The organism is Sphingomonas sp. CD22 (assembly GCF_034556155.1).
Lineage (GTDB): Bacteria > Pseudomonadota > Alphaproteobacteria > Sphingomonadales > Sphingomonadaceae > Sphingomonas.
Genome location: NZ_JAYDYX010000001.1, coordinates 42,876 through 59,951, shown reverse-complemented (window position 1 = coordinate 59,951; position 17,076 = coordinate 42,876). Strand labels below are relative to the sequence as shown.

The 17,076-nt window shown below is 67.6% G+C and carries 17 protein-coding genes; 8 read left to right on the top strand and 9 right to left on the bottom strand.

Features of this window, described 5'->3' with window-relative positions:
- Positions 1 to 837 carry an S-formylglutathione hydrolase gene (fghA, locus tag SFC76_RS00270; protein ID WP_322847503.1) on the top strand — a complete coding sequence of 279 codons (837 nt, stop codon included), beginning with the start codon at positions 1 to 3 and terminating at the stop codon, positions 835 to 837.
- A gap of 127 nt (positions 838 to 964) precedes the next feature.
- Here fghA and SFC76_RS00265 read toward each other — a convergent pair whose 3' ends face one another.
- Complete coding sequence (locus SFC76_RS00265) at positions 965 to 1,273, bottom strand: polyhydroxyalkanoic acid system family protein (RefSeq protein WP_322847502.1); 309 nt, start codon at positions 1,271 to 1,273, stop codon at positions 965 to 967.
- Between the two features lie 103 nt (positions 1,274 to 1,376).
- Between SFC76_RS00265 and purL the strand changes: the two genes are divergently transcribed.
- From purL to bfr, 3 genes are all read left to right on the top strand, one after another.
- Positions 1,377 to 3,596 (top strand): phosphoribosylformylglycinamidine synthase subunit PurL, encoded by a 2,220-nt coding sequence (purL, locus tag SFC76_RS00260; protein ID WP_322847501.1) that lies wholly within the window; start codon positions 1,377 to 1,379, stop codon positions 3,594 to 3,596.
- Between the two features lie 262 nt (positions 3,597 to 3,858).
- Positions 3,859 to 4,029 carry a (2Fe-2S)-binding protein gene (locus SFC76_RS00255; RefSeq protein ID WP_081974359.1) on the top strand — a complete coding sequence of 57 codons (171 nt, stop codon included), beginning with the start codon at positions 3,859 to 3,861 and terminating at the stop codon, positions 4,027 to 4,029.
- 109 nt (positions 4,030 to 4,138) lie between these two features.
- Complete coding sequence (bfr, locus tag SFC76_RS00250) at positions 4,139 to 4,654, top strand: bacterioferritin (RefSeq protein ID WP_322848041.1); 516 nt, start codon at positions 4,139 to 4,141, stop codon at positions 4,652 to 4,654.
- 51 nt (positions 4,655 to 4,705) lie between these two features.
- Here the strand turns inward: bfr and SFC76_RS00245 are convergent, their stop codons facing one another.
- The 8 genes from SFC76_RS00245 to SFC76_RS00210 all read right to left on the bottom strand — a co-directional run bounded on the left by SFC76_RS00245 (position 4,706) and on the right by SFC76_RS00210 (position 12,128).
- Positions 4,706 to 5,104, bottom strand: a complete 399-nt coding sequence (locus SFC76_RS00245; RefSeq protein ID WP_322847500.1) for a glycine zipper 2TM domain-containing protein — start codon at positions 5,102 to 5,104, stop codon at positions 4,706 to 4,708.
- 71 nt (positions 5,105 to 5,175) lie between these two features.
- Complete coding sequence (locus SFC76_RS00240; RefSeq protein WP_322847499.1) at positions 5,176 to 5,823, bottom strand: peptidylprolyl isomerase; 648 nt, start codon at positions 5,821 to 5,823, stop codon at positions 5,176 to 5,178.
- Between the two features lie 509 nt (positions 5,824 to 6,332).
- Complete coding sequence (locus tag SFC76_RS00235) at positions 6,333 to 6,725, bottom strand: Hpt domain-containing protein (protein ID WP_322848040.1); 393 nt, start codon at positions 6,723 to 6,725, stop codon at positions 6,333 to 6,335.
- A 114-nt stretch (positions 6,726 to 6,839) separates the two neighbouring features.
- Positions 6,840 to 8,213, bottom strand: coding sequence for a ribosome biogenesis GTPase Der (gene der, locus SFC76_RS00230; RefSeq protein WP_322847498.1), 1,374 nt, complete (start codon positions 8,211 to 8,213; stop codon positions 6,840 to 6,842).
- Positions 8,214 to 8,428: 215 nt separating this feature from the next.
- Entirely contained in the window at positions 8,429 to 9,754 is a 1,326-nt protein-coding gene (locus SFC76_RS00225) for a PQQ-binding-like beta-propeller repeat protein (RefSeq protein WP_322847497.1), read from the bottom strand.
- A complete protein-coding gene (locus SFC76_RS00220) occupies positions 9,751 to 10,506 on the bottom strand; it encodes a tetratricopeptide repeat protein (protein ID WP_322847496.1) in 756 nt (251 codons plus the stop codon). Before SFC76_RS00220 ends, SFC76_RS00225 begins: the two co-directional genes overlap by 4 nt.
- 306 nt (positions 10,507 to 10,812) lie before the next feature.
- Complete coding sequence (gene panB, locus SFC76_RS00215; protein ID WP_322847495.1) at positions 10,813 to 11,688, bottom strand: 3-methyl-2-oxobutanoate hydroxymethyltransferase; 876 nt, start codon at positions 11,686 to 11,688, stop codon at positions 10,813 to 10,815.
- A 92-nt stretch (positions 11,689 to 11,780) separates the two neighbouring features.
- The gene (locus tag SFC76_RS00210) at positions 11,781 to 12,128 is read right to left on the bottom strand and encodes an ArsC family reductase (protein ID WP_322847494.1); all 348 of its coding nucleotides are present in this window, start codon (positions 12,126 to 12,128) and stop codon (positions 11,781 to 11,783) included.
- A 171-nt stretch (positions 12,129 to 12,299) separates the two neighbouring features.
- Here SFC76_RS00210 and SFC76_RS00205 point away from each other — a divergent pair, with 171 nt between their 5' ends.
- The 4 genes from SFC76_RS00205 to SFC76_RS00190 are packed head-to-tail and all read left to right on the top strand — an operon-like array spanning position 12,300 to position 17,040.
- On the top strand, positions 12,300 to 14,345 hold the full coding sequence (locus SFC76_RS00205; protein WP_322847493.1) for an NAD(+) synthase: 2,046 nt from the start codon (positions 12,300 to 12,302) through the stop codon (positions 14,343 to 14,345).
- A gap of 42 nt (positions 14,346 to 14,387) precedes the next feature.
- Positions 14,388 to 15,248, top strand: a complete 861-nt coding sequence (locus SFC76_RS00200; protein WP_322847492.1) for a CDP-alcohol phosphatidyltransferase family protein — start codon at positions 14,388 to 14,390, stop codon at positions 15,246 to 15,248.
- Positions 15,245 to 16,336 (top strand): inositol-3-phosphate synthase, encoded by a 1,092-nt coding sequence (locus SFC76_RS00195; RefSeq protein WP_322847491.1) that lies wholly within the window; start codon positions 15,245 to 15,247, stop codon positions 16,334 to 16,336. Before SFC76_RS00200 ends, SFC76_RS00195 begins: the two co-directional genes overlap by 4 nt.
- The gene (locus SFC76_RS00190; RefSeq protein WP_322847490.1) at positions 16,336 to 17,040 is read left to right on the top strand and encodes an NTP transferase domain-containing protein; all 705 of its coding nucleotides are present in this window, start codon (positions 16,336 to 16,338) and stop codon (positions 17,038 to 17,040) included. Before SFC76_RS00195 ends, SFC76_RS00190 begins: the two co-directional genes overlap by 1 nt.
- Positions 17,041 to 17,076 lie beyond the last annotated feature (36 nt).

Below are 17,076 nucleotides of genomic sequence, written 5' to 3'. Positions count from 1 at the left end.
ATGACGATCGAAACCGTCTCCACCGCGGCGGCCTTCGGCGGCACGCAGGGCGTCTACCGCCACACGTCGACCGCGACCGGCACGCCGATGACCTTTTCGGTCTACGTGCCGCCGCATGCGGAGGGGCAGAGGCTGCCGGTCGTCTGGTATCTCTCCGGGCTGACCTGCACCCACGCCAACGTCACCGACAAGGGCGAATATCGCCGCGCCTGCGCCGAGCTGGGGCTGGTCTTCGTCGCGCCCGACACCTCGCCTCGCGGCGAGGGCGTCGCGGACGATCCCGCCTATGATTTCGGCCAGGGCGCGGGCTTCTACGTCGACGCGACGCAGGCACCCTGGGCGCCGAAATTCCGCATGTGGTCCTACGTCACCGAGGAGCTTCCGGCGCTGATCGCCGCGCATGTCCCCGCCGACATGGATCGCCAGTCGATCATGGGCCATTCGATGGGCGGCCACGGCGCGCTCACCATCGGCCTGACGCTCGCCGATCGCTTCAAGGCGGTGTCCGCCTTCGCGCCGATCGTCGCCCCGGGGCAGGTGCCGTGGGGCGAGAAGGCACTCGGCGGATATCTCGGCGACGACCGGGCAGCGTGGCGCCGCCACGATGCCGTCGCGCTGATTGAGGACGGCGCGCGAGTTCCCGCGCTGCTGGTCGATCAGGGCGATGCCGACCAGTTCCTCGCCGACCAGCTCAAGCCGCAGCTGCTGGCGGATGCGTGCGAGGCGGCGGGCATCAACCTGACGCTGCGGATGCAGCCGGGCTACGACCACAGTTATTACTTCATCTCGACCTTCATGGCCGACCACCTCGCGTGGCACGCCGAACGGTTAACGTAAGGCAGCGAAGCACCCCGTCCTCAACCTTCCCACCCGGCTGCGCCGGGCGGGCCCCTTCCCTCTCCCGGCGGGAGAGGGAGAGACGGCGAAGCCGGCGATGGGTGAGGACGATGTCGGCGTTGAAAGGTTATCCCTTCAGCATTTTCTCCGCACTCGTCTTCACGAAGTCCGCGATCGGGCCGGACATCATCGCCAGCATCATCGGCACCTTCACCGTGCCGCTGACGTTGCCCTCGCCCACCGCCATGTCGACGGCGACCTTCTGCCCCATCGCGACGATCGCCAGCGCCAGCGCATCCGGGCCGGTCCATTCCGCATCGACCGTGCCGCCGCCGGGGATATGCTGCGCCAGCTTGGGCAGCCCCGCCTCGATCCGCCGTCGCGCTTCCTCGCGACCGAGGCTGTGGGGAATGTCGAACGGGATCGCGGCCATCATCGTCTCCGGAAAGCTATTGCCGCGCGCCCTGCCTGGGTCCGTCGGGCAGCGTCAACCGATCAGCGATGGTGACGAACCCGCCCCGTCCCGCTAAGGCGCGCGCATGACCGAGATCACGCCCCAGATCGTCGCCGACCACGGCCTGTCCACGGAAGAATATGAGCGCGTCCTCCACGCGCTGGGCCGCGAGCCCAATCTCGTCGAGCTCGGCATCTTCTCGGTGATGTGGTCCGAGCATTGCAGCTATAAATCGAGCCGCCTCCATCTCAAGAAGCTCCCCACCGAAGGCCCGCAGGTGATCTGCGGCCCGGGCGAGAATGCCGGCGTGATCGACATCGGCGACGGCCAGGCCGCCATCTTCAAGATGGAGAGCCACAACCACCCCTCGTATATCGAACCGTATCAGGGCGCCGCGACCGGCGTCGGCGGCATCCTGCGCGACGTCTTCACGATGGGCGCCCGCCCGGTCGCCAACATGAACGCGCTGCGCTTCGGCTCGCCGACGCACCCCAAGATGCGCCACCTGATCGCCGGCGTCGTCCACGGCATCGGCGGCTACGGCAATTGCGTCGGCGTCCCCACGGTGGGCGGCGAGGTCAATTTCCACCCCGCTTATGACGGCAACATCCTCGTCAACGCGATGACCGTCGGCGTCGCCGATCAGGACAAGATCTTCTATTCCGCCGCCAGCGGCATCGGCAATCCGATCGTCTACGTCGGCAGCAAGACCGGTCGCGACGGCATCCACGGCGCGACGATGGCGTCGGCCGATTTCGGCGAGGACGCCGACGCCAAGCGCCCGACCGTGCAGGTCGGCGATCCCTTCACCGAAAAGCTGCTGATCGAGGCGTGCCTCGAACTGATGGCGACCGACGTGATCGTCGCGATCCAGGACATGGGCGCCGCCGGCCTCACCTCGTCCAGCGTCGAGATGGCGTCGAAGGGCGGCGTCGGCATCGAACTGGTGATGGACGACGTCCCCCAGCGCGAAACCGGCATGACGCCGTACGAGATGATGCTCTCCGAATCGCAGGAGCGCATGCTGATGGTCCTGAAGCCCGGCCGCGAGGCGGAGGCGGAGACGATCTTCCGCAAATGGGAGCTCGACTTCGCGGTCATCGGCCGCGTCACCGACACCGGCCGCATGGTGCTGACCTTCAAGGGCGAGACCGTCTGCGACATCCCCTTGGGCCCGCTCGCCGACGAGGCGCCGCTGTACGATCGTCCGCACGTGCCGACGCCCAAGCCGGCGCCGCTGACCAACGTACCGCAGAGCAAGGACATCGCCGCCGACCTGCTGACGCTGATGGGCTCGCCCGACGTCGCCAGCCGCCGCTGGATCTGGGAGCAGTACGATCACATGGTCGGCGCCGACACGGTGCAGGCCCCCGGCGGCGATTCCGCCGTCGTCCGCGTCCACGGCACCGACAAGGCGCTGGCGATCACCACCGATTGCACCCCGCGTTATTGCTTCGCCGACCCGGTCGAGGGCGGCAAGCAGGCGGTCGCCGAGGCGTGGCGCAACCTCACCGCGGTCGGCGCGACGCCGCTCGCGATCACCAACTGCCTTAATTTCGCCAATCCGCAGCGGCCCGAGATCATGGGCCAGATCGTCGGCTGTCTCGACGGCATGGCGCAGGCGTGCCGCGCGCTCGACTTCCCGATCGTCTCGGGCAACGTCAGCCTCTACAACGAATCGAAGGCGACCGGCGGCGGCAGCGCGATCCTGCCGACCCCGGCGATCGGCGGCGTCGGCCTGCTCAAGGACTGGACCAAGAATGCGACGATCGCCTTCAAGGGCACCGGCGACATCATCCTAACGGTCGGCAAGCGTGGTGGCCATCTCGGCCAGTCGCTCTATTTGCGCGAATGCCACGGCCGCGAGGAAGGCCCGCCGCCCCCGGTCGATCTCGAGGCGGAGCGCAAGACCGGCGACCTGATCCGCACCGCGATCGCCGATGGCCAATTGTCGGCCGTCCATGACGTCTCCGACGGCGGCATCGCGGTGACGGTCGCCGAGATGGCGCTTGCCGGCAACATCGGCGCGATGATCGACCGCAAGCAACCGTTCGACTGCGCCCGCGCCTTCTTCGCCGAGGATCAGGGCGTTTACGTCGTCACCGTCCACGACCACGCGCTGCTCGACTTCCTCGGCGCCGCGCACGCTGCGGGCGTCGAGGCCGAGCCGCTGGGCCGCACCGGCGGCAAGCGCCTGATCTTCGAACGCCCCGACCGCGACGACGTCGTCACGATCGAGGCGCTGCGCAGCGCACACGAAGGCTTCTTCCCGAAACTGATGGGCGCCGATTCGGCGCTCGCTTGAGCTTCTGGTTCCTCCCCCGCCAGGGGGAGGTGGCGCGCCGAAGGCGCGACGGAGGGGGAGGACAGGTGGGAGTTCCGTTATGGAGCTCCCACCCGTCCTCCCCCTCAACCATTCGGCCAACGCCGAACGTTCCCCCTTCGCGTAGCGAGGGAGGATTTTCACGCTTGCGACGAACCGTGCGTCAGCGACTGCGAATTAGTAGCAAATCCACTTGCGAACGTCTCGCAGTATCCGCATACAGGCGGCGAAGCGAGGAGCATCCATGGTTGTCTGCGTTTGCAATGCCATACGAGAATCCCAGGTCCGTGCCGCCGCACGCAGCGGCTGCCAGACGGCGTGTCAGGCCTATCAATCGCTGGGGTGCCGGGCGAAATGCGGCCAGTGCGTCGTGGTAGCGAGAGCCATTATCGACACCGAACGCGCTGCTGCCTGACGTTCGCATCGCGAAAAACCGCAGAATTCTGCGGTTTTTTGCTTGCGGCTTTGCCTATCTGACGCCTAGATCGTCCGCGACACGGACTATCTAGGGTGGACATATGGCGATCAAGGGCGACCCGCGGGTCATCGAATATCTCAACGAAGCGCTCAAGAACGAGCTGACCGCGATCAACCAATATTGGCTGCACTATCGCGTCCTCGACCATTGGGGCGTCTACAAGCTCGCCCAGTACGAGCGCATGGAATCGATCGATGAGATGAAGCACGCCGACTGGCTGTCGGAGCGCATCCTCTTCCTCGATGGCCTGCCCAATTTCCAGCTGCTTGGTCGCCTGCGCATCGGCGAGACGGTGGAGGAGATCCTCCGCGCCGATCTCGCGATGGAGGAAGAGGCCGTCGTCCAGCTCAAGGGCGCGATCGCTTATTGCGAAGAGGTCAAGGACTTCATCAGCCGCGATCTCTTCACCCGTATCCTCGCCAGCGAGGAAGAGCATGTCGACACGCTCGAGCGGCAGTTCGAGATGATCGAGCGGATGGGCATACACAATTACGTGCAGCTCAACTCGATCAGCGAGCACGATTCGCCCAAGTCGGGCGCCGCACCGCACCTCAACGGCTGATCCGCATAGCAAAACGGCCCCGCGTGATCGCGGGGCCGTTGAACGTTCAGCTTAGCGGCACTTGACCTTGCCCCGATCGACCGACCGGCCGAGCAACGCGCCGCCGCCCGCACCGAGCAGCGTACCGAGCGTCCCGCCGCCGACGAGGTTGCCGAGCACGCCGCCACCCACCGCACCGACCACTAGGCCCGTCGTGCCGTCGTTGCGCTTGCAATAGGCGCGGCCGTCGCGACCACGGTAGATCCGGTCGTCACGACCCAGGCGGCGCTCGCGATAGCGACCGTCGCGATAGGAATTGGCGGGGTCCCAATTGCCGTCATTGTCGCCCTGCCAGCGATTGTCGCGCCGCTGGTCCTGATAGCGATCACCGCGCTGCGCGGCGGCCGGCTCCATAGCGATCGGCGACGCCATCGCCACGGTCGCCAACACGGCTAGAAATCCGGTCTTCATCGCTGCTCTCCTGAAAGATAGCGTGATAACCGGGCCGGCGTGCAATGGTTGCACCAGCCCCTTGATCTGCCTCAATTTGGTTTGCGATCGCTCGTCTTGACCAGCCATGGCTTGACCAGTCCCGTCGGGTGCGGCGTGCCGGTCAACCGACGCGCGGCGACCAGCCGGATCGGTTTCAGCAGCAACTGCCCGCCCATCCCGCCCCCGGTCGGCAGCGCGAGGATGCGCTTCACCACCGGCATGCCCGACACGACATGACCGAACGCCGCATAGCCGGGATAGTCGCCCTTGGCGTCCATGCTCGGCATCGCGCCGACGGTGATGAAGAAATTGCCGCCGGCCGACCCCGCATCGGCCCGCCGCGCCATCGAGATCGTACCGTCGACATGACGCAGCCCGGTCATCGCGGTCGTCTCCAGCGGGAACGGCGGCAGGATGCGCCGCGCATCGGTGCGGATACCACCCTGGATGAAGCCATAGGTCGGCGCGCTGCGGTTGCGAGCGGACCGGTAGAAGCTCATCCCGTCGAACCGCCCGTCGTCGACATAGCCCATGAAATTGGCGACCGTCCGCGGTGCGTGGCGTGCATCCAGCGCCAGCACGATCGGCCCATATGGCGTGTCGAGCCGCACCCGGACGATGGCCGGCTCGCGCGGCGCCGCCGCCGGCGTAGCGGTGGAAAGACCAAGGGTTGCAAGCAGGATCAGGGGCAAACGCATGCCGCCCCCGCTATGCCGATCGCGCGGCCTGCACAACCGCTACGAACAGCCGCACGGTTACCGATTGTCCTCAACGAAAGCGTGATTGCGCCTTTTGCAATTGCAGCGAACCGTGCTGCGATGCACAAAGACCGTGCCTTTCAGGCATCCTCTCCTAAAAACTTTTCGGCCGGTCGCAAGACCGGCCTTTTTTTTGGCATCGGACTGGGGTATTCGATCCTTGCCCAGAACGCGCCGTCAACGAAATATACGGAGCGGAGCCAGCCGGTAAAACCGGCACCGGCACGTTTCGGGACGCGGGGGATCGAGCGTAGCGGCCTACGGACTCTCCCCCGCGGTACCTTTTTAAAATCGATCAAATCTAGCCGTCGGGACTGCGTGGCCACCGTAATCCAATGCGACGAGGAAGTTGGCGCGATCGACGAGCACGACGGGGTTCAACCAGAGTTTCCGCGTCGAATAAGGCGAATTCCGATCGGCTCGGACCATCCAAGCGTCGACCGCCCTCTTCAGACCTTCCGCCCGAATCCCCCCGGCACCGGCCGGCGCGGGACCAGCGGGTTGGCTTCGCGTTCGAGCAGGCCGAGCGTTTCGAAGAACAGCGGTCGCAATTGCACGACCAGCTCCAGCGCCTCTTCGCAGGTGTCCTGGCGCTCGACGCAGCCGCGGGCGAGTTCCTCGATCGATTCGGCCAAAGTCGCCAGCGGTTCGGCGCCGAACTGGCGCGCCTCGCCCTTCAGCGTGTGGGCGGGGATGACCATGGCGGCGGCGCTGCTGCTGCGCATCGCCTGTTCGATCGCGACCACCGACTTGACGCCGTCTTCGCGGAAATAGCCGAGGATGCGCACGAAACCGGCGCCGAGCTCGCTGCGCGCCTGCGCGAAGACGGCCCAGTCCACCAATGTGCTGCCTACGAACGACACTGCCTTCTCCCCTCGGCCGTGGGGACATCCCACATCGGTTCGCCGGCGATCCTAAGCCCAAGCGGTAAACACGACGTTGCCAAGTCTTGCCGGTTATTCCTTGTTGTCGAACGGGTTCTTCGGCGCGCGGAAGGTCATGCGGACGGGCACGGCGCCGAAGCCCAGCTCCTTGCGCATCGAATTGACCAGATAGCGTTCGTAGCTTGCCGGCAGCTGGTCGACGCGCGTGCCGAACACCACGAAGCTCGGCGGCCTGGTCTTCACCTGCGTGACGTAGCGCATCTTGATCCGCTTGCCGCCGGGCGCGGGCGGCGGATTGGCCTCGATCGCGCGTTCGAACCAGCGGTTCATCTCGCCGGTGCCGACGCGCTTCGACCATGCCTCGCGCGTGTCGAACGCCGCCTGCATCAACTGGTCGATGCCCTTGCCGGTCGCCGCGGACACGGTCATCACGGTGACGCCCTTCACCTGCGACAGGCCGTCCTCCAGTGCGCGCTTGACGCCGTTGAACAGCGACGAGGCGTTTTCCGCCACGTCCCATTTGTTGAGCGCGATGACGATCGCCCGCCCCTCTTCGAGCACCTTGTCGGCGATGCGCAGATCCTGCGCCTCCAGCCCCAATGTCGCATCGAGCAGCAGCACGACGACCTCGGCGAAGTCGACCGCGTGCAAGGCGTCGGCGACCGACATCTTCTCCAGCTTGTCCTGCACCTTGGCGCGCTTGCGCATACCGGCGGTGTCGATCAGCCGGACGGGGCGCGGTTCGCCCTTGGGATCGTGCCACATCCAGTCGACCGCGATCGAATCGCGGGTGATCCCCGCCTCCGGACCGGTGATCATCCGATCCTCGCCGAGCATGCGGTTGATCAGCGTCGATTTGCCCGCATTCGGCCGGCCGACGATGGCGAGCTTGAGCGGCGCATCGGGACGATCGTCGTCCTCCTCCTCGGGGATTTCGGCAAGCGCCTTCTCGATATGCGGCAGCAGCGCGTCGAACAGATCGCCCATGCCCTCGCCATGCTCGGCGGACAATTGCACCGGATCGCCGAAGCCGAGGCTGAGCGATTCGAGGATACCCTGTTCGCCCGCCTTACCCTCCGCCTTGTTGGCGGCGAGGATCACCGGCGTGGTCGAGGAGCGCAGCCAGCGGCCAATCTCCTCGTCGAGCGGCACGATCCCGGCGCGCGCGTCGAACAGGAACAGCGCCACGTCCGCCTGGCCAATCGCCGCCTCGGTCTGCATCCGCATCCGGCCGGGCAAGGTCTGCGCGTCGTGATCCTCATAACCCGCGGTATCGATGACGCGGAAGTCGAGGCCGATCAGATGCGCATCGCCCTCGCGCCGGTCGCGGGTGACGCCGGGGCGATCGTCGACGAGCGCGAGTTTCTTGCCGACCAGACGGTTGAACAGCGTCGACTTGCCGACGTTGGGACGGCCGACGATCGCGACGGTAGGAATACGGGACATGCCCCGGCTCTTAGAAGAGGTGGCGGGAAATACCAATCCTCCCCGGCACGGGCCGCAAGTCCTCCCCCGCCAGGGGGAGGGGGACCGCTCGGCGTCAGCCGAGTGGTGGAGGGGGAGGAAAGGGCGGGAGGCAGGCGACGAAGCTTCCGCCCTTTCCTCCCCCTCCGTCAGCGCTTCGCGCTGCCACCTCCCCCTTGCGGGGGAGGAATGCCCGGTTACCGATAGGCGGTGATCTTGCCCGACTGCCCCAGCGTGTACAGCGTCGACTTCACCACGATCGGCGGCAGCGCAAAGCTGTCCTTCGCCTCGATCGTCGTCGCGATGCTGCCGTCGGTCGGCGAGGCGAACACCACCTGCCCGAGCGAATTGGTCAGCACCAGCCGGCCGCCCGCCAGCACCGGGCCGAACCAGGTGACCTGCGGCCCCTTGTTCTTCTTGGCGTTCTTGAACCGCTGCAATTGCGCGATCCAGCGCGCCTTGCCGTTCGACCGCGCCAGACACACCAGCCGCGCATCGTCGGTGACGACGAACAGCCATTCGCCCGCGATCCACGGCGTCGAGATGCCGGCGAAATTCTGCTCCCACAGCCGCTGGCCGGTCGACAGGTCGAGGCTGACCATGCGGCCGCCCTGCCCGACCGCGAAGACGCGGCCGTTGTCGATCACCGGTGCAGCGTCGATGTCCGACAGGCTCGACACCGAGGTGGTGATCGACGTGCGCGACAGCGCGTCGCCCCACAGCACGCGGCCGTTCTCGTAGCGATAGGCGTTGAGTTCGCCGCTCGAGAAACCGGCGACCACCGTGCCCTGGCTGGCGGCGGGCGCCGCGACGCCGAACACGCCCTGCGTCTCCAGCGTGCCCGACTGCGCCCATTGGACCTTGCCGTCGCTCTGATCGAGCGCGAAGATCTGATTGTCCTGGCTCAGCACATAGACCGAGCCGTTGGCGACGGTCGGCGCGCCGCGCAGCGGCCCGCCCGGCTTGGCGCGCCAGATTTCCTTGCCGTCCGCGGCGTTGAGCGCGACGACGTCGCCGACGCCGTCGGCCGCGAAGACGCGGCCCTCGTCGTAGCTCGCCCCGCCGCCGAAGCGCGCCGGGCGATTCTCGTCGCCGCTGCTGACCGAGGCGTCCCACAATTTCGCGCCGGTGTCGGCGGCGAAGGCATGGACCTGCGCCGCGACGTCGACGACGAACAATTTATTGTCGGCGACGACCGGCGACGCGCCGAGCCGCTCGCGGTTCGAGCCGCCGGCGATCGACGACTGCCACGCGCGCGACGGCGCCTCGGCGAGCGCGAGATGGCCCATCGACTTGGCGGCATTACCGCCCGGCTGCGTCCAGGCGTCGTTCGGTGCCGCCGCGGGCAACGTCACCTGGATGTCGGCGATCGTGCTGTCCGCCTCGATCGCGTTTTCGGAGGCGAGGATCGGCACGCGCTCGCCGACCGTCGGGGTCTTCTTGGCACCGCCCTTGAAGATGCCGCAGGAAGACAGCGCGATCAGCGCGGCCACGGCCACCGAGGCCCGATATCTGGTCGTCATTGCGCAGGTGCTTCCTTCGATTGTGCCGCGGCCGCGCTGGCGGGGGAGACGATGCGCACGTTCGCGCCGCCGTCGGCACCCGCGGTGTCGACACCCATCGTGCCGGCCATCTGAACCGCGCGTTGACGGATCGAGTCGGGGACGGTGTCGCTCTGCGCGAGCTGGCCGAACAGCCGGCCGGCGAGGTCCTTGCGACCGGTGTCGAGATAGGCGATCGCGACCAGCTCGCCGGCGCTGCCGAAATAGGCGTTGCCCGGCACCGCGAGCGGCCGCAGCCGCTCGATGACGACCTGCGGCTTCAGCGTGTCGAACTCGGCGGTGGTCTGGCGGATCAGCGCGATGTCGCGGAACGGCTGCGCGAGGCTCGCGTCGGCGGCGATCTTGGCGAAGAGCGCGGCGGCGGCCTTGTCCTGCTTCTTGCCGAGCAGGATGTCGGCCTGCGTCATCAGCGCCAGCGCGCGATAGCCCTCGCGGCCCGATCCGGCGATCGGCGCGAGCGCCTTGTTCGCCTGATCGGCCTGGCCCGCGCCGAGCGCGTCATAGGCCGCCTGCAATTGCTCGCCCTCGACGCCCGCCGCCTCGGTCCGGCGGTGCTGCCAGTAGAGGAATCCGGCGAAGGCCGCGAGCGCCACCACGATCGCCGCGATCGTCCAGCGGCCGTAGCGCTCCCAGAAGCTGGTCAACTGATCGCGGCGCAGCTCGTCGTCGACTTCGCGCAGGAACGCTTGGTTGTTTTGCGGCGTGAGGGCCAAGGAGGGCTCCGGAACAGACAGAGGAAGTGGCGCGCACTCTTAGCGGCGACGTCGGCGAAACGAAAGCACGGGAAATGTGGCGGGTTGAGGGCGTACCCTCCCCAGGCGGGATCGACATTCACTATCCTCGCCGACTCGGGACGATGATGGTCGCGGATGCGCCACCCTTGCGTCACCCCGGGCTCGACCCGGGGTCCCGCTTCTTCCCGATCGGCATCCTCGAAGGACATAGCGGGACCCCGGATCAAGTCCGGGGTGACGGACCGAAGCTATTGAAGTCACCGCGCCAATGGGCGTCGATCCCACCTAATCCTTCGTGGGATAGATCTGCTCCGGTCCCGGAAAGGCACGCGAGCGCACTTCGCCGGCATAGGCTTCGGCGGCGGCGGAGATCCGCCCCGCCATGTCCTCGTAGCGTTTCACGAAGCGCGCGGTGCGTTCGAACAGGCCGAGCATGTCCTCCGCCACCAGCACCTGCCCGTCGCATTGCGCCGACGCGCCGATGCCGATCGTCGGACAGGCGATCGTCTGCGTGATGCGGATCGCGATCGGCTCCATCACGCCCTCGATCACCACCGCGAAGGCGCCCGCCTCGGCGATGGCGGTGGCGTCGGCGACGATCTTCGCCGCCTCCGCCTCGCTCTTGCCGCGGGCGCCATAGCCGCCGAGCACGTTGACCGCCTGCGGCGTCAGCCCGACATGGCCCATCACCGGGATGCCGCGCTCGCCGAGGAAGCGCACCGTCGGCGCCATCGCCTCGCCGCCCTCCAGCTTCACCGCCGCCGCGCCGGTCTGCTTGAGCAGGAAGGCGGCGCTCTCGAACGCCTGCTGCGGCGAGGCTTCATAGCTGCCGAACGGCATGTCGATGACGACCACGGCCTGATAGCTGCCGCGCACCACCGCCGCGCCATGCGCCGCCATCATCTCGAGCGTCACCGGCACCGTCGACGGCAGGCCGTAGATCACCTGCCCCAGGCTGTCGCCGACCAGCAGCATGTCGCAATGCGGATCGAGCAATTGCGCGGTGCGGACGGTATAAGCGGTGAGCATCACCAGCGGCGCGCCGCCGCCCTCCCGGCTCGACTTGCGCCGGCGGATCGCCGGCACGGTCAGCCGCTTGCGCGGCGCCGGGGTGGGATTGGCGCGGCTGGTCGCGGTATCGATCGTGTAGGTGGTGGACATCGCGCGGCTGTACCGCGCGGCGGGGACGCGATCCAGAGCGGACGAGCGGCGGCCTTCGATAGCCAACGACCATGGCTGGCGCGACGTCGGGTTTACCGCAGCGTCTGCGCCCACTCCGCCGGCTTGAACCCGACGAGCAGCGCGTCCCCCGCCTCGACCACCGGCCGCTTGATCATCGACGGCTGCGCGACCATCAGCGCCACCGCCCGCGCTGCATCGAGATCGGCCCTGTCCGCCTCGGGCAGCTTGCGGAACGTCGTCCCCGCCCGGTTGAGCAGCCCCTCCCAGCCGAGCCGCTCCACCCAACCCTCCAGCCGCGCCCGATCGACGCCCTGCGTCTTATAGTCGTGGAAATCGTACGCGATCCCGGCCCCGTCCAGCCAGCCACGCGCCTTCTTCACCGTGTCGCAATTGCGGATACCATAAAGGATCATGCCCATGCCGCGCCCTTACCACGCCGGGACTCCGGCGCCACGCCGCCGCGCTGCCGCGCCGCCGCAATCGTCATCCCGGATTGTCATCCCCGCAGGACCCTCCGCATCGCCACGGGATCATCCAACCCGCTCGTTGCACGGCTAGAACCCGCCCGCCATCACGGCTACCACCGCCTCATGACCGATGCCTTCCCCTCGATCCATCGCCACCAGCTCGCCCGCGTCGCGGCGGCGACGCCGCTCGCCAGCGTGGGCGACGTCGCCGCCAACGTCGCCGCGACCGTCGCCATGGCGAGCGAGGCGCATGATCGCGGCGTCGATCTCGTCGTCTTTCCGGAGCTCAACCTCACCTCCTACGCGATCGACGATCTCCACCTGCAATCGGCGCAGCAGCGCGCCAGCGAACGCGCCGTCCGCGCCGTCGCCGACCAGACCGCCGGCCTCGCGCCGCTGCTGCTCGTCGGTGCCGCGCTGGTCCGCAACGGCCGGCTCTACAATAGCGCGGTGGCGCTCCACCGCGGCCGCATCCTCGGCGTCGTGCCGAAGACCTTCCTGCCCAATTACCGCGAATATTACGAAAAGCGCTGGTTCGCCTCCGGCCTCGGCCTGCACGGCCTGACGATCCGCCTCGGCGAGGAGGACGTGCCGTTCGGCACCGATCTGATCTTCGCCGCGGACGATCTGCCCGGCTTCGTCGTCCATGCCGAGATCTGCGAGGATTATTGGGCGCCCACCCCGCCGTCCACCGCCGGCGCGCTCGCGGGCGCGACGATCTGCTGCAACCTCAGCGCCTCCAACATCGTCATCGGCAAGGGCCGCGAGCGGATGCTGCTCGCCGCCGCGCAATCGGCGCGCACGTCCTCCGCTTATGTCTATTCCGCCGCCGGACCGGGCGAGAGCACCACCGATGTCGCGTGGGACGGTCAGGGTTTCGTCTACGAATGCGGCGACCTCATGGTCGAATCGAAGCGGTTCGTGCAGGCGCCCGAACTCACCGTCGCCGACGTCGATCTCGAACGGATCGTCCAGGAGCGGCTGCGCAACGGCACGTTCAACGATGCCGCGATCGCCGCCGGTCATCCCGAGACGCGCGTCCGCCGCATCGGCTTCGCGCATCAGCCGAGCCTCACCGACATCGGTCTCGAACGGCCGATTCGCCGCTTTCCCTTCGTCCCCAACGATCCCGGTCGCCGCGACGAGGATTGCTACGAAGCCTTCAACATCCAGGTCGAGGCGCTGTCGAAGCGGCTCGCCGCCACAAGATCGAAGACTCTGGTCATCGGCGTCTCCGGCGGGCTCGACTCGACGCATGCGCTGATCGTCGCGGCCAAGGCGATGGACCGGCTCGGCCGGCCGCGCGCCGACATCCTCGGCTTCACCATGCCCGGCTTCGCCACCGGCGACGCCACCAAAGGCAACGCCTGGGCGCTGATGCGCGCTCTGGGCTGCACCGCCGACGAGATCGACATCCGCCCCGCCGCGCGCCAGATGCTCGCCGACATGGGCCATCCCTTCGCGAATGGCGAGGCGGTCTACGACGTCACCTTCGAGAACGTGCAGGCGGGCCTGCGCACCGATTATCTGTTCCGCCTCGCCAACCAGCGCGGTGGCATCGTGCTCGGCACCGGCGACCTCAGCGAGCTGGCGCTGGGCTGGTGCACCTATGGCGTCGGCGACCAGATGAGCCATTATGCGGTCAACAGCGGCGTGCCCAAGACGCTGATCCAGTTCCTGATCCGCTGGTGCATCCGCACCGGCCAATATGACGAGGGCACCAATCGAATGCTGTCGACGATCCTCGGCCAGGAAATCTCGCCCGAACTGGTCCCTGCCGATGCCGACGGCACGATGCAGAGCACCGAGTCGATGATCGGCCCCTATCCGCTCAACGACTTCTTCGCGCATTACGTCGTCCGCCACGGCCTCGCGCCGTCGAAGGTCGCGTTCCTCGCCTGGCACGCGTGGCGCGACGCGGCGGCGGGGCATTGGCCGGCGGACTTTCCGGCCGAGGCGCGCACCGCTTACGATCTGCCGACGATCAAACATTGGCTGGAGCGGTTCGTCGTCCGTTTTTTCCAGCTCAGCCAGTTCAAACGCTCCGCTATCCCCAACGGACCAAAGGTTTCCGGCGGGGGCGCATTGAGCCCGCGCGGCGACTGGCGCGCCCCTTCGGACGGCACGGCGGCCGTCTGGCTCGACGAGTTGCGCCGAAACGTTCCATAGAATCTTGCCTTTATAAGGGGGCGGGCGCATTATGAAGATCTGATGACACCGCCTCCCCGGGATGGCTCGCGCGATCGCCGGATCGAGGACCCATCGAATCTCTACCTGATTCACCCAGCGTCGCACGCTTTGCTCCCCCTTGCCCTGCGACACGGCGTTTCGGCCAATATGGTCTCGTTGATCGGTCTTGCCTGCGGTACGATCGCGGCGATCGCCTATGCGCATTGGAGCAATCCGGCGATGGCGCTGGTCGGGCTGGTCTTCTCGGTCGCGTGGCTGGTCGCCGACGGGCTCGACGGCATGATCGCGCGCGCGACCAAGACCGCGAGCGCGCTCGGCCGCACGCTGGACGGCCTGTGCGACCATGGCGTCTTCGCGCTGATCTATATCGCGCTCGCCTGGACGATCGGCACCACCGGCGGCTGGATGCTCGCCATCGCCGCGGGCGGCTGCCACGCGGTCCAGTCGAGCCTCTACGAAGGCGAGCGCGCCCGCTTCCACCGCCGCACCCGCGCCGCGCCGCTCGCGGCGGTGCCGGTGCCGGCCGGCATGTTCCTCGTCCGTCTCTACGACAGCGTCGCCGGCTCGGTCCATCGCATCTCGATGCCGTTCGAGCGCCGCTTCGGCGCCGCCGAGGATCAGGGTGCGTTCGCCGCCGCTTATGCCGCCGCCGCCGTTCCGGTGATGCGGCTGCAGTCGCTGCTCACCGCCAATGTCCGCGTCTGGGCGGTGTGCGTCGCGTGCCTGCTCGGCAGCCCGCGCCTCTTCTTCTGGTTCGAGATCGTCCCGCTGACGCTGGTCTGCGCGGTCGGCCTCTACCGTCACCGGCGCGTCGAGCGCCGTTTCGTTCACGGCGTTACGCCGCATTCCATTCTTTATCCAAGCGAACAGGGTCATTCATGAAGAGCATCAACATCGCCATCGTCGGCATCGGCAACTGCGCGAGCTCGCTCGTCCAGGGGCTGGAGCATTATCGCGAAGGCGCCAACGATCTCGTCGGCCTGATGCACTGGGAGCTGGGCGGCTATAAGCCCTCCGACATCAAGGTCGTCGCGGCCTGGGACGTAGATACGCGCAAGGTCGGCAAGGACGTCGCCGAGGCGATCTTCGCCAAGCCGAATTGCACCGCGGTGTTCGCCGCCAACGTGCCGGCGACCGGCACCGTCGTGAAGATGGGCGCGGTGCTCGACGGCGTCGCCGACCATATGGCCGACTATAAGGACGACCGCACCTTCATCGTCGCCAACGACACCCAGCCGAGCAAGGCCGAGATCGTCGCCGAGCTGAAGGCGTCCGGCACCGACGTGCTGATGAACTATCTGCCCGTCGGCAGCCAGCAGGCGACCGAATTCTACGCCGAATGCGCGCTCGAAGCCGGCGTCGCCTTCGTCAACAACATCCCGGTCTTCATCGCGTCGAACCCCGAATGGGCGAAGCGGTTCGAGGATGCCGGCGTCGCGATCATCGGCGACGACATCAAGGCGCAGCTCGGCGCGACGATCGTCCATCGCGTGCTGACCGATCTGTTCGCCAAGCGCGGCGTCAAGCTCGACCGGACCTATCAGCTCAACACCGGCGGCAACACCGACTTCCTCAACATGTCGAACCACCGCCGTCTCGAATCGAAGAAGATCTCGAAGACCGAAGCGGTCCAGTCGGTCGCCGCCGAGCGGCTCGACGACGACAACGTCCACATCGGCCCGTCGGATTACGTGCCGTGGCAGAACGACAACAAGGTCTGCTTCCTGCGCATGGAAGGCCAGTTGTTCGGCGGCGTGCCGATGAACCTGGAACTGCGCCTGTCCGTCGAGGATTCGCCCAATTCGGCGGGTGTCGCGATCGACATGATCCGCTGCGCCGCGATCGCCAAGGACCGCGGCATCGCCGGCGTCATCGATCCCGCCAGCGCCTATTTCTGCAAGCATCCGCGCACCCAGATGACCGACGACCTCGCGCAGATCGCGGTCGAAGAGTTCATCAAGGCCGCCTGATGATCACCACGGGCCTGTTGCTCGCCGCCGGACAGGGCAGCCGGCTCCGTTCGGTCACGCCGTTCAAGCCGCTCTGCCCGGTGGCGGGGCGTGCCTTGATCGACCATGCGCTCGACGGCATGGCGGCGGCAGGCCTCACCCGCGCGATCGTCTCGCTCGGCTATGGCGCCGATGCGATCGCCGCCCATCTCGCCGGCCGGCAATGGCCGCTCGAGGTGGTGACGGTGATGACCGACTATCACCAGCCCAACGGCGTCTCGGCGCTGGCGGCGCGGGCGCTGGTCGGTCCGGAGGGCGCGGTGCTCGCGATGTGCGACCACCTCGTCCAGCCGCGCCACTATCGCCGCCTGGCGCAGGCCGGCGCCGGCGCCGGCCTGCGGCTCGGCATCGATCGCCGTCTGGGTCATGCCTGGGTCGACCCGCTCGACGTCACCTGCGTCGCGACCCGCGGCGACGCGATCGTCGCGATCGGCAAGGGCCTCGAACCCCACGATTGCTACGACACCGGCATCTTCGCGGTCTCGCAGCGCTTCTTCGAGGTGCTGGCGACGCTCGACAGCCCCTCGCTGACCGAAGGCGTCCGCCTGCTCGCCGCGGAAGGCTCGGCGAAGATCGTCGACTGCAGCGACCTCGACTGGCTGGACGTCGACGACGCCCCCGCCTTCGCACACGCCGAAGGCTGGATGACCAAGCTGGCGGCGTGATCCGCCTGGAAGCAGGCACCGCTGGTCGGATACGCT

Bases quoted from the DNA above. Each gene is read 5' to 3' on its own strand.
- SFC76_RS00265 (WP_322847502.1), bottom strand. From the start codon at position 1,273: ATGATGGCCGCGATCCCGTTCGACATTCCCCACAGCCTCGGTCGCGAG.
- SFC76_RS00240 (WP_322847499.1), bottom strand. From the start codon at position 5,823: ATGCGTTTGCCCCTGATCCTGCTTGCAACCCTTGGTCTTTCCACCGCT.
- fghA (WP_322847503.1), top strand. From the start codon at position 1: ATGACGATCGAAACCGTCTCCACCGCGGCGGCCTTCGGCGGCACGCAG.
- SFC76_RS00190 (WP_322847490.1), top strand. From the start codon at position 16,336: ATGATCACCACGGGCCTGTTGCTCGCCGCCGGACAGGGCAGCCGGCTC.
- SFC76_RS00245 (WP_322847500.1), bottom strand. From the start codon at position 5,104: ATGAAGACCGGATTTCTAGCCGTGTTGGCGACCGTGGCGATGGCGTCG.
- SFC76_RS00205 (WP_322847493.1), top strand. From the start codon at position 12,300: ATGACCGATGCCTTCCCCTCGATCCATCGCCACCAGCTCGCCCGCGTC.
- SFC76_RS00210 (WP_322847494.1), bottom strand. From the start codon at position 12,128: ATGGGCATGATCCTTTATGGTATCCGCAATTGCGACACGGTGAAGAAG.
- der (WP_322847498.1), bottom strand. From the start codon at position 8,213: ATGTCCCGTATTCCTACCGTCGCGATCGTCGGCCGTCCCAACGTCGGC.
- SFC76_RS00200 (WP_322847492.1), top strand. From the start codon at position 14,388: ATGACACCGCCTCCCCGGGATGGCTCGCGCGATCGCCGGATCGAGGAC.
- SFC76_RS00195 (WP_322847491.1), top strand. From the start codon at position 15,245: ATGAAGAGCATCAACATCGCCATCGTCGGCATCGGCAACTGCGCGAGC.
- SFC76_RS00255 (WP_081974359.1), top strand. From the start codon at position 3,859: ATGGTTGTCTGCGTTTGCAATGCCATACGAGAATCCCAGGTCCGTGCC.
- purL (WP_322847501.1), top strand. From the start codon at position 1,377: ATGACCGAGATCACGCCCCAGATCGTCGCCGACCACGGCCTGTCCACG.
- SFC76_RS00225 (WP_322847497.1), bottom strand. From the start codon at position 9,754: ATGACGACCAGATATCGGGCCTCGGTGGCCGTGGCCGCGCTGATCGCG.
- panB (WP_322847495.1), bottom strand. From the start codon at position 11,688: ATGTCCACCACCTACACGATCGATACCGCGACCAGCCGCGCCAATCCC.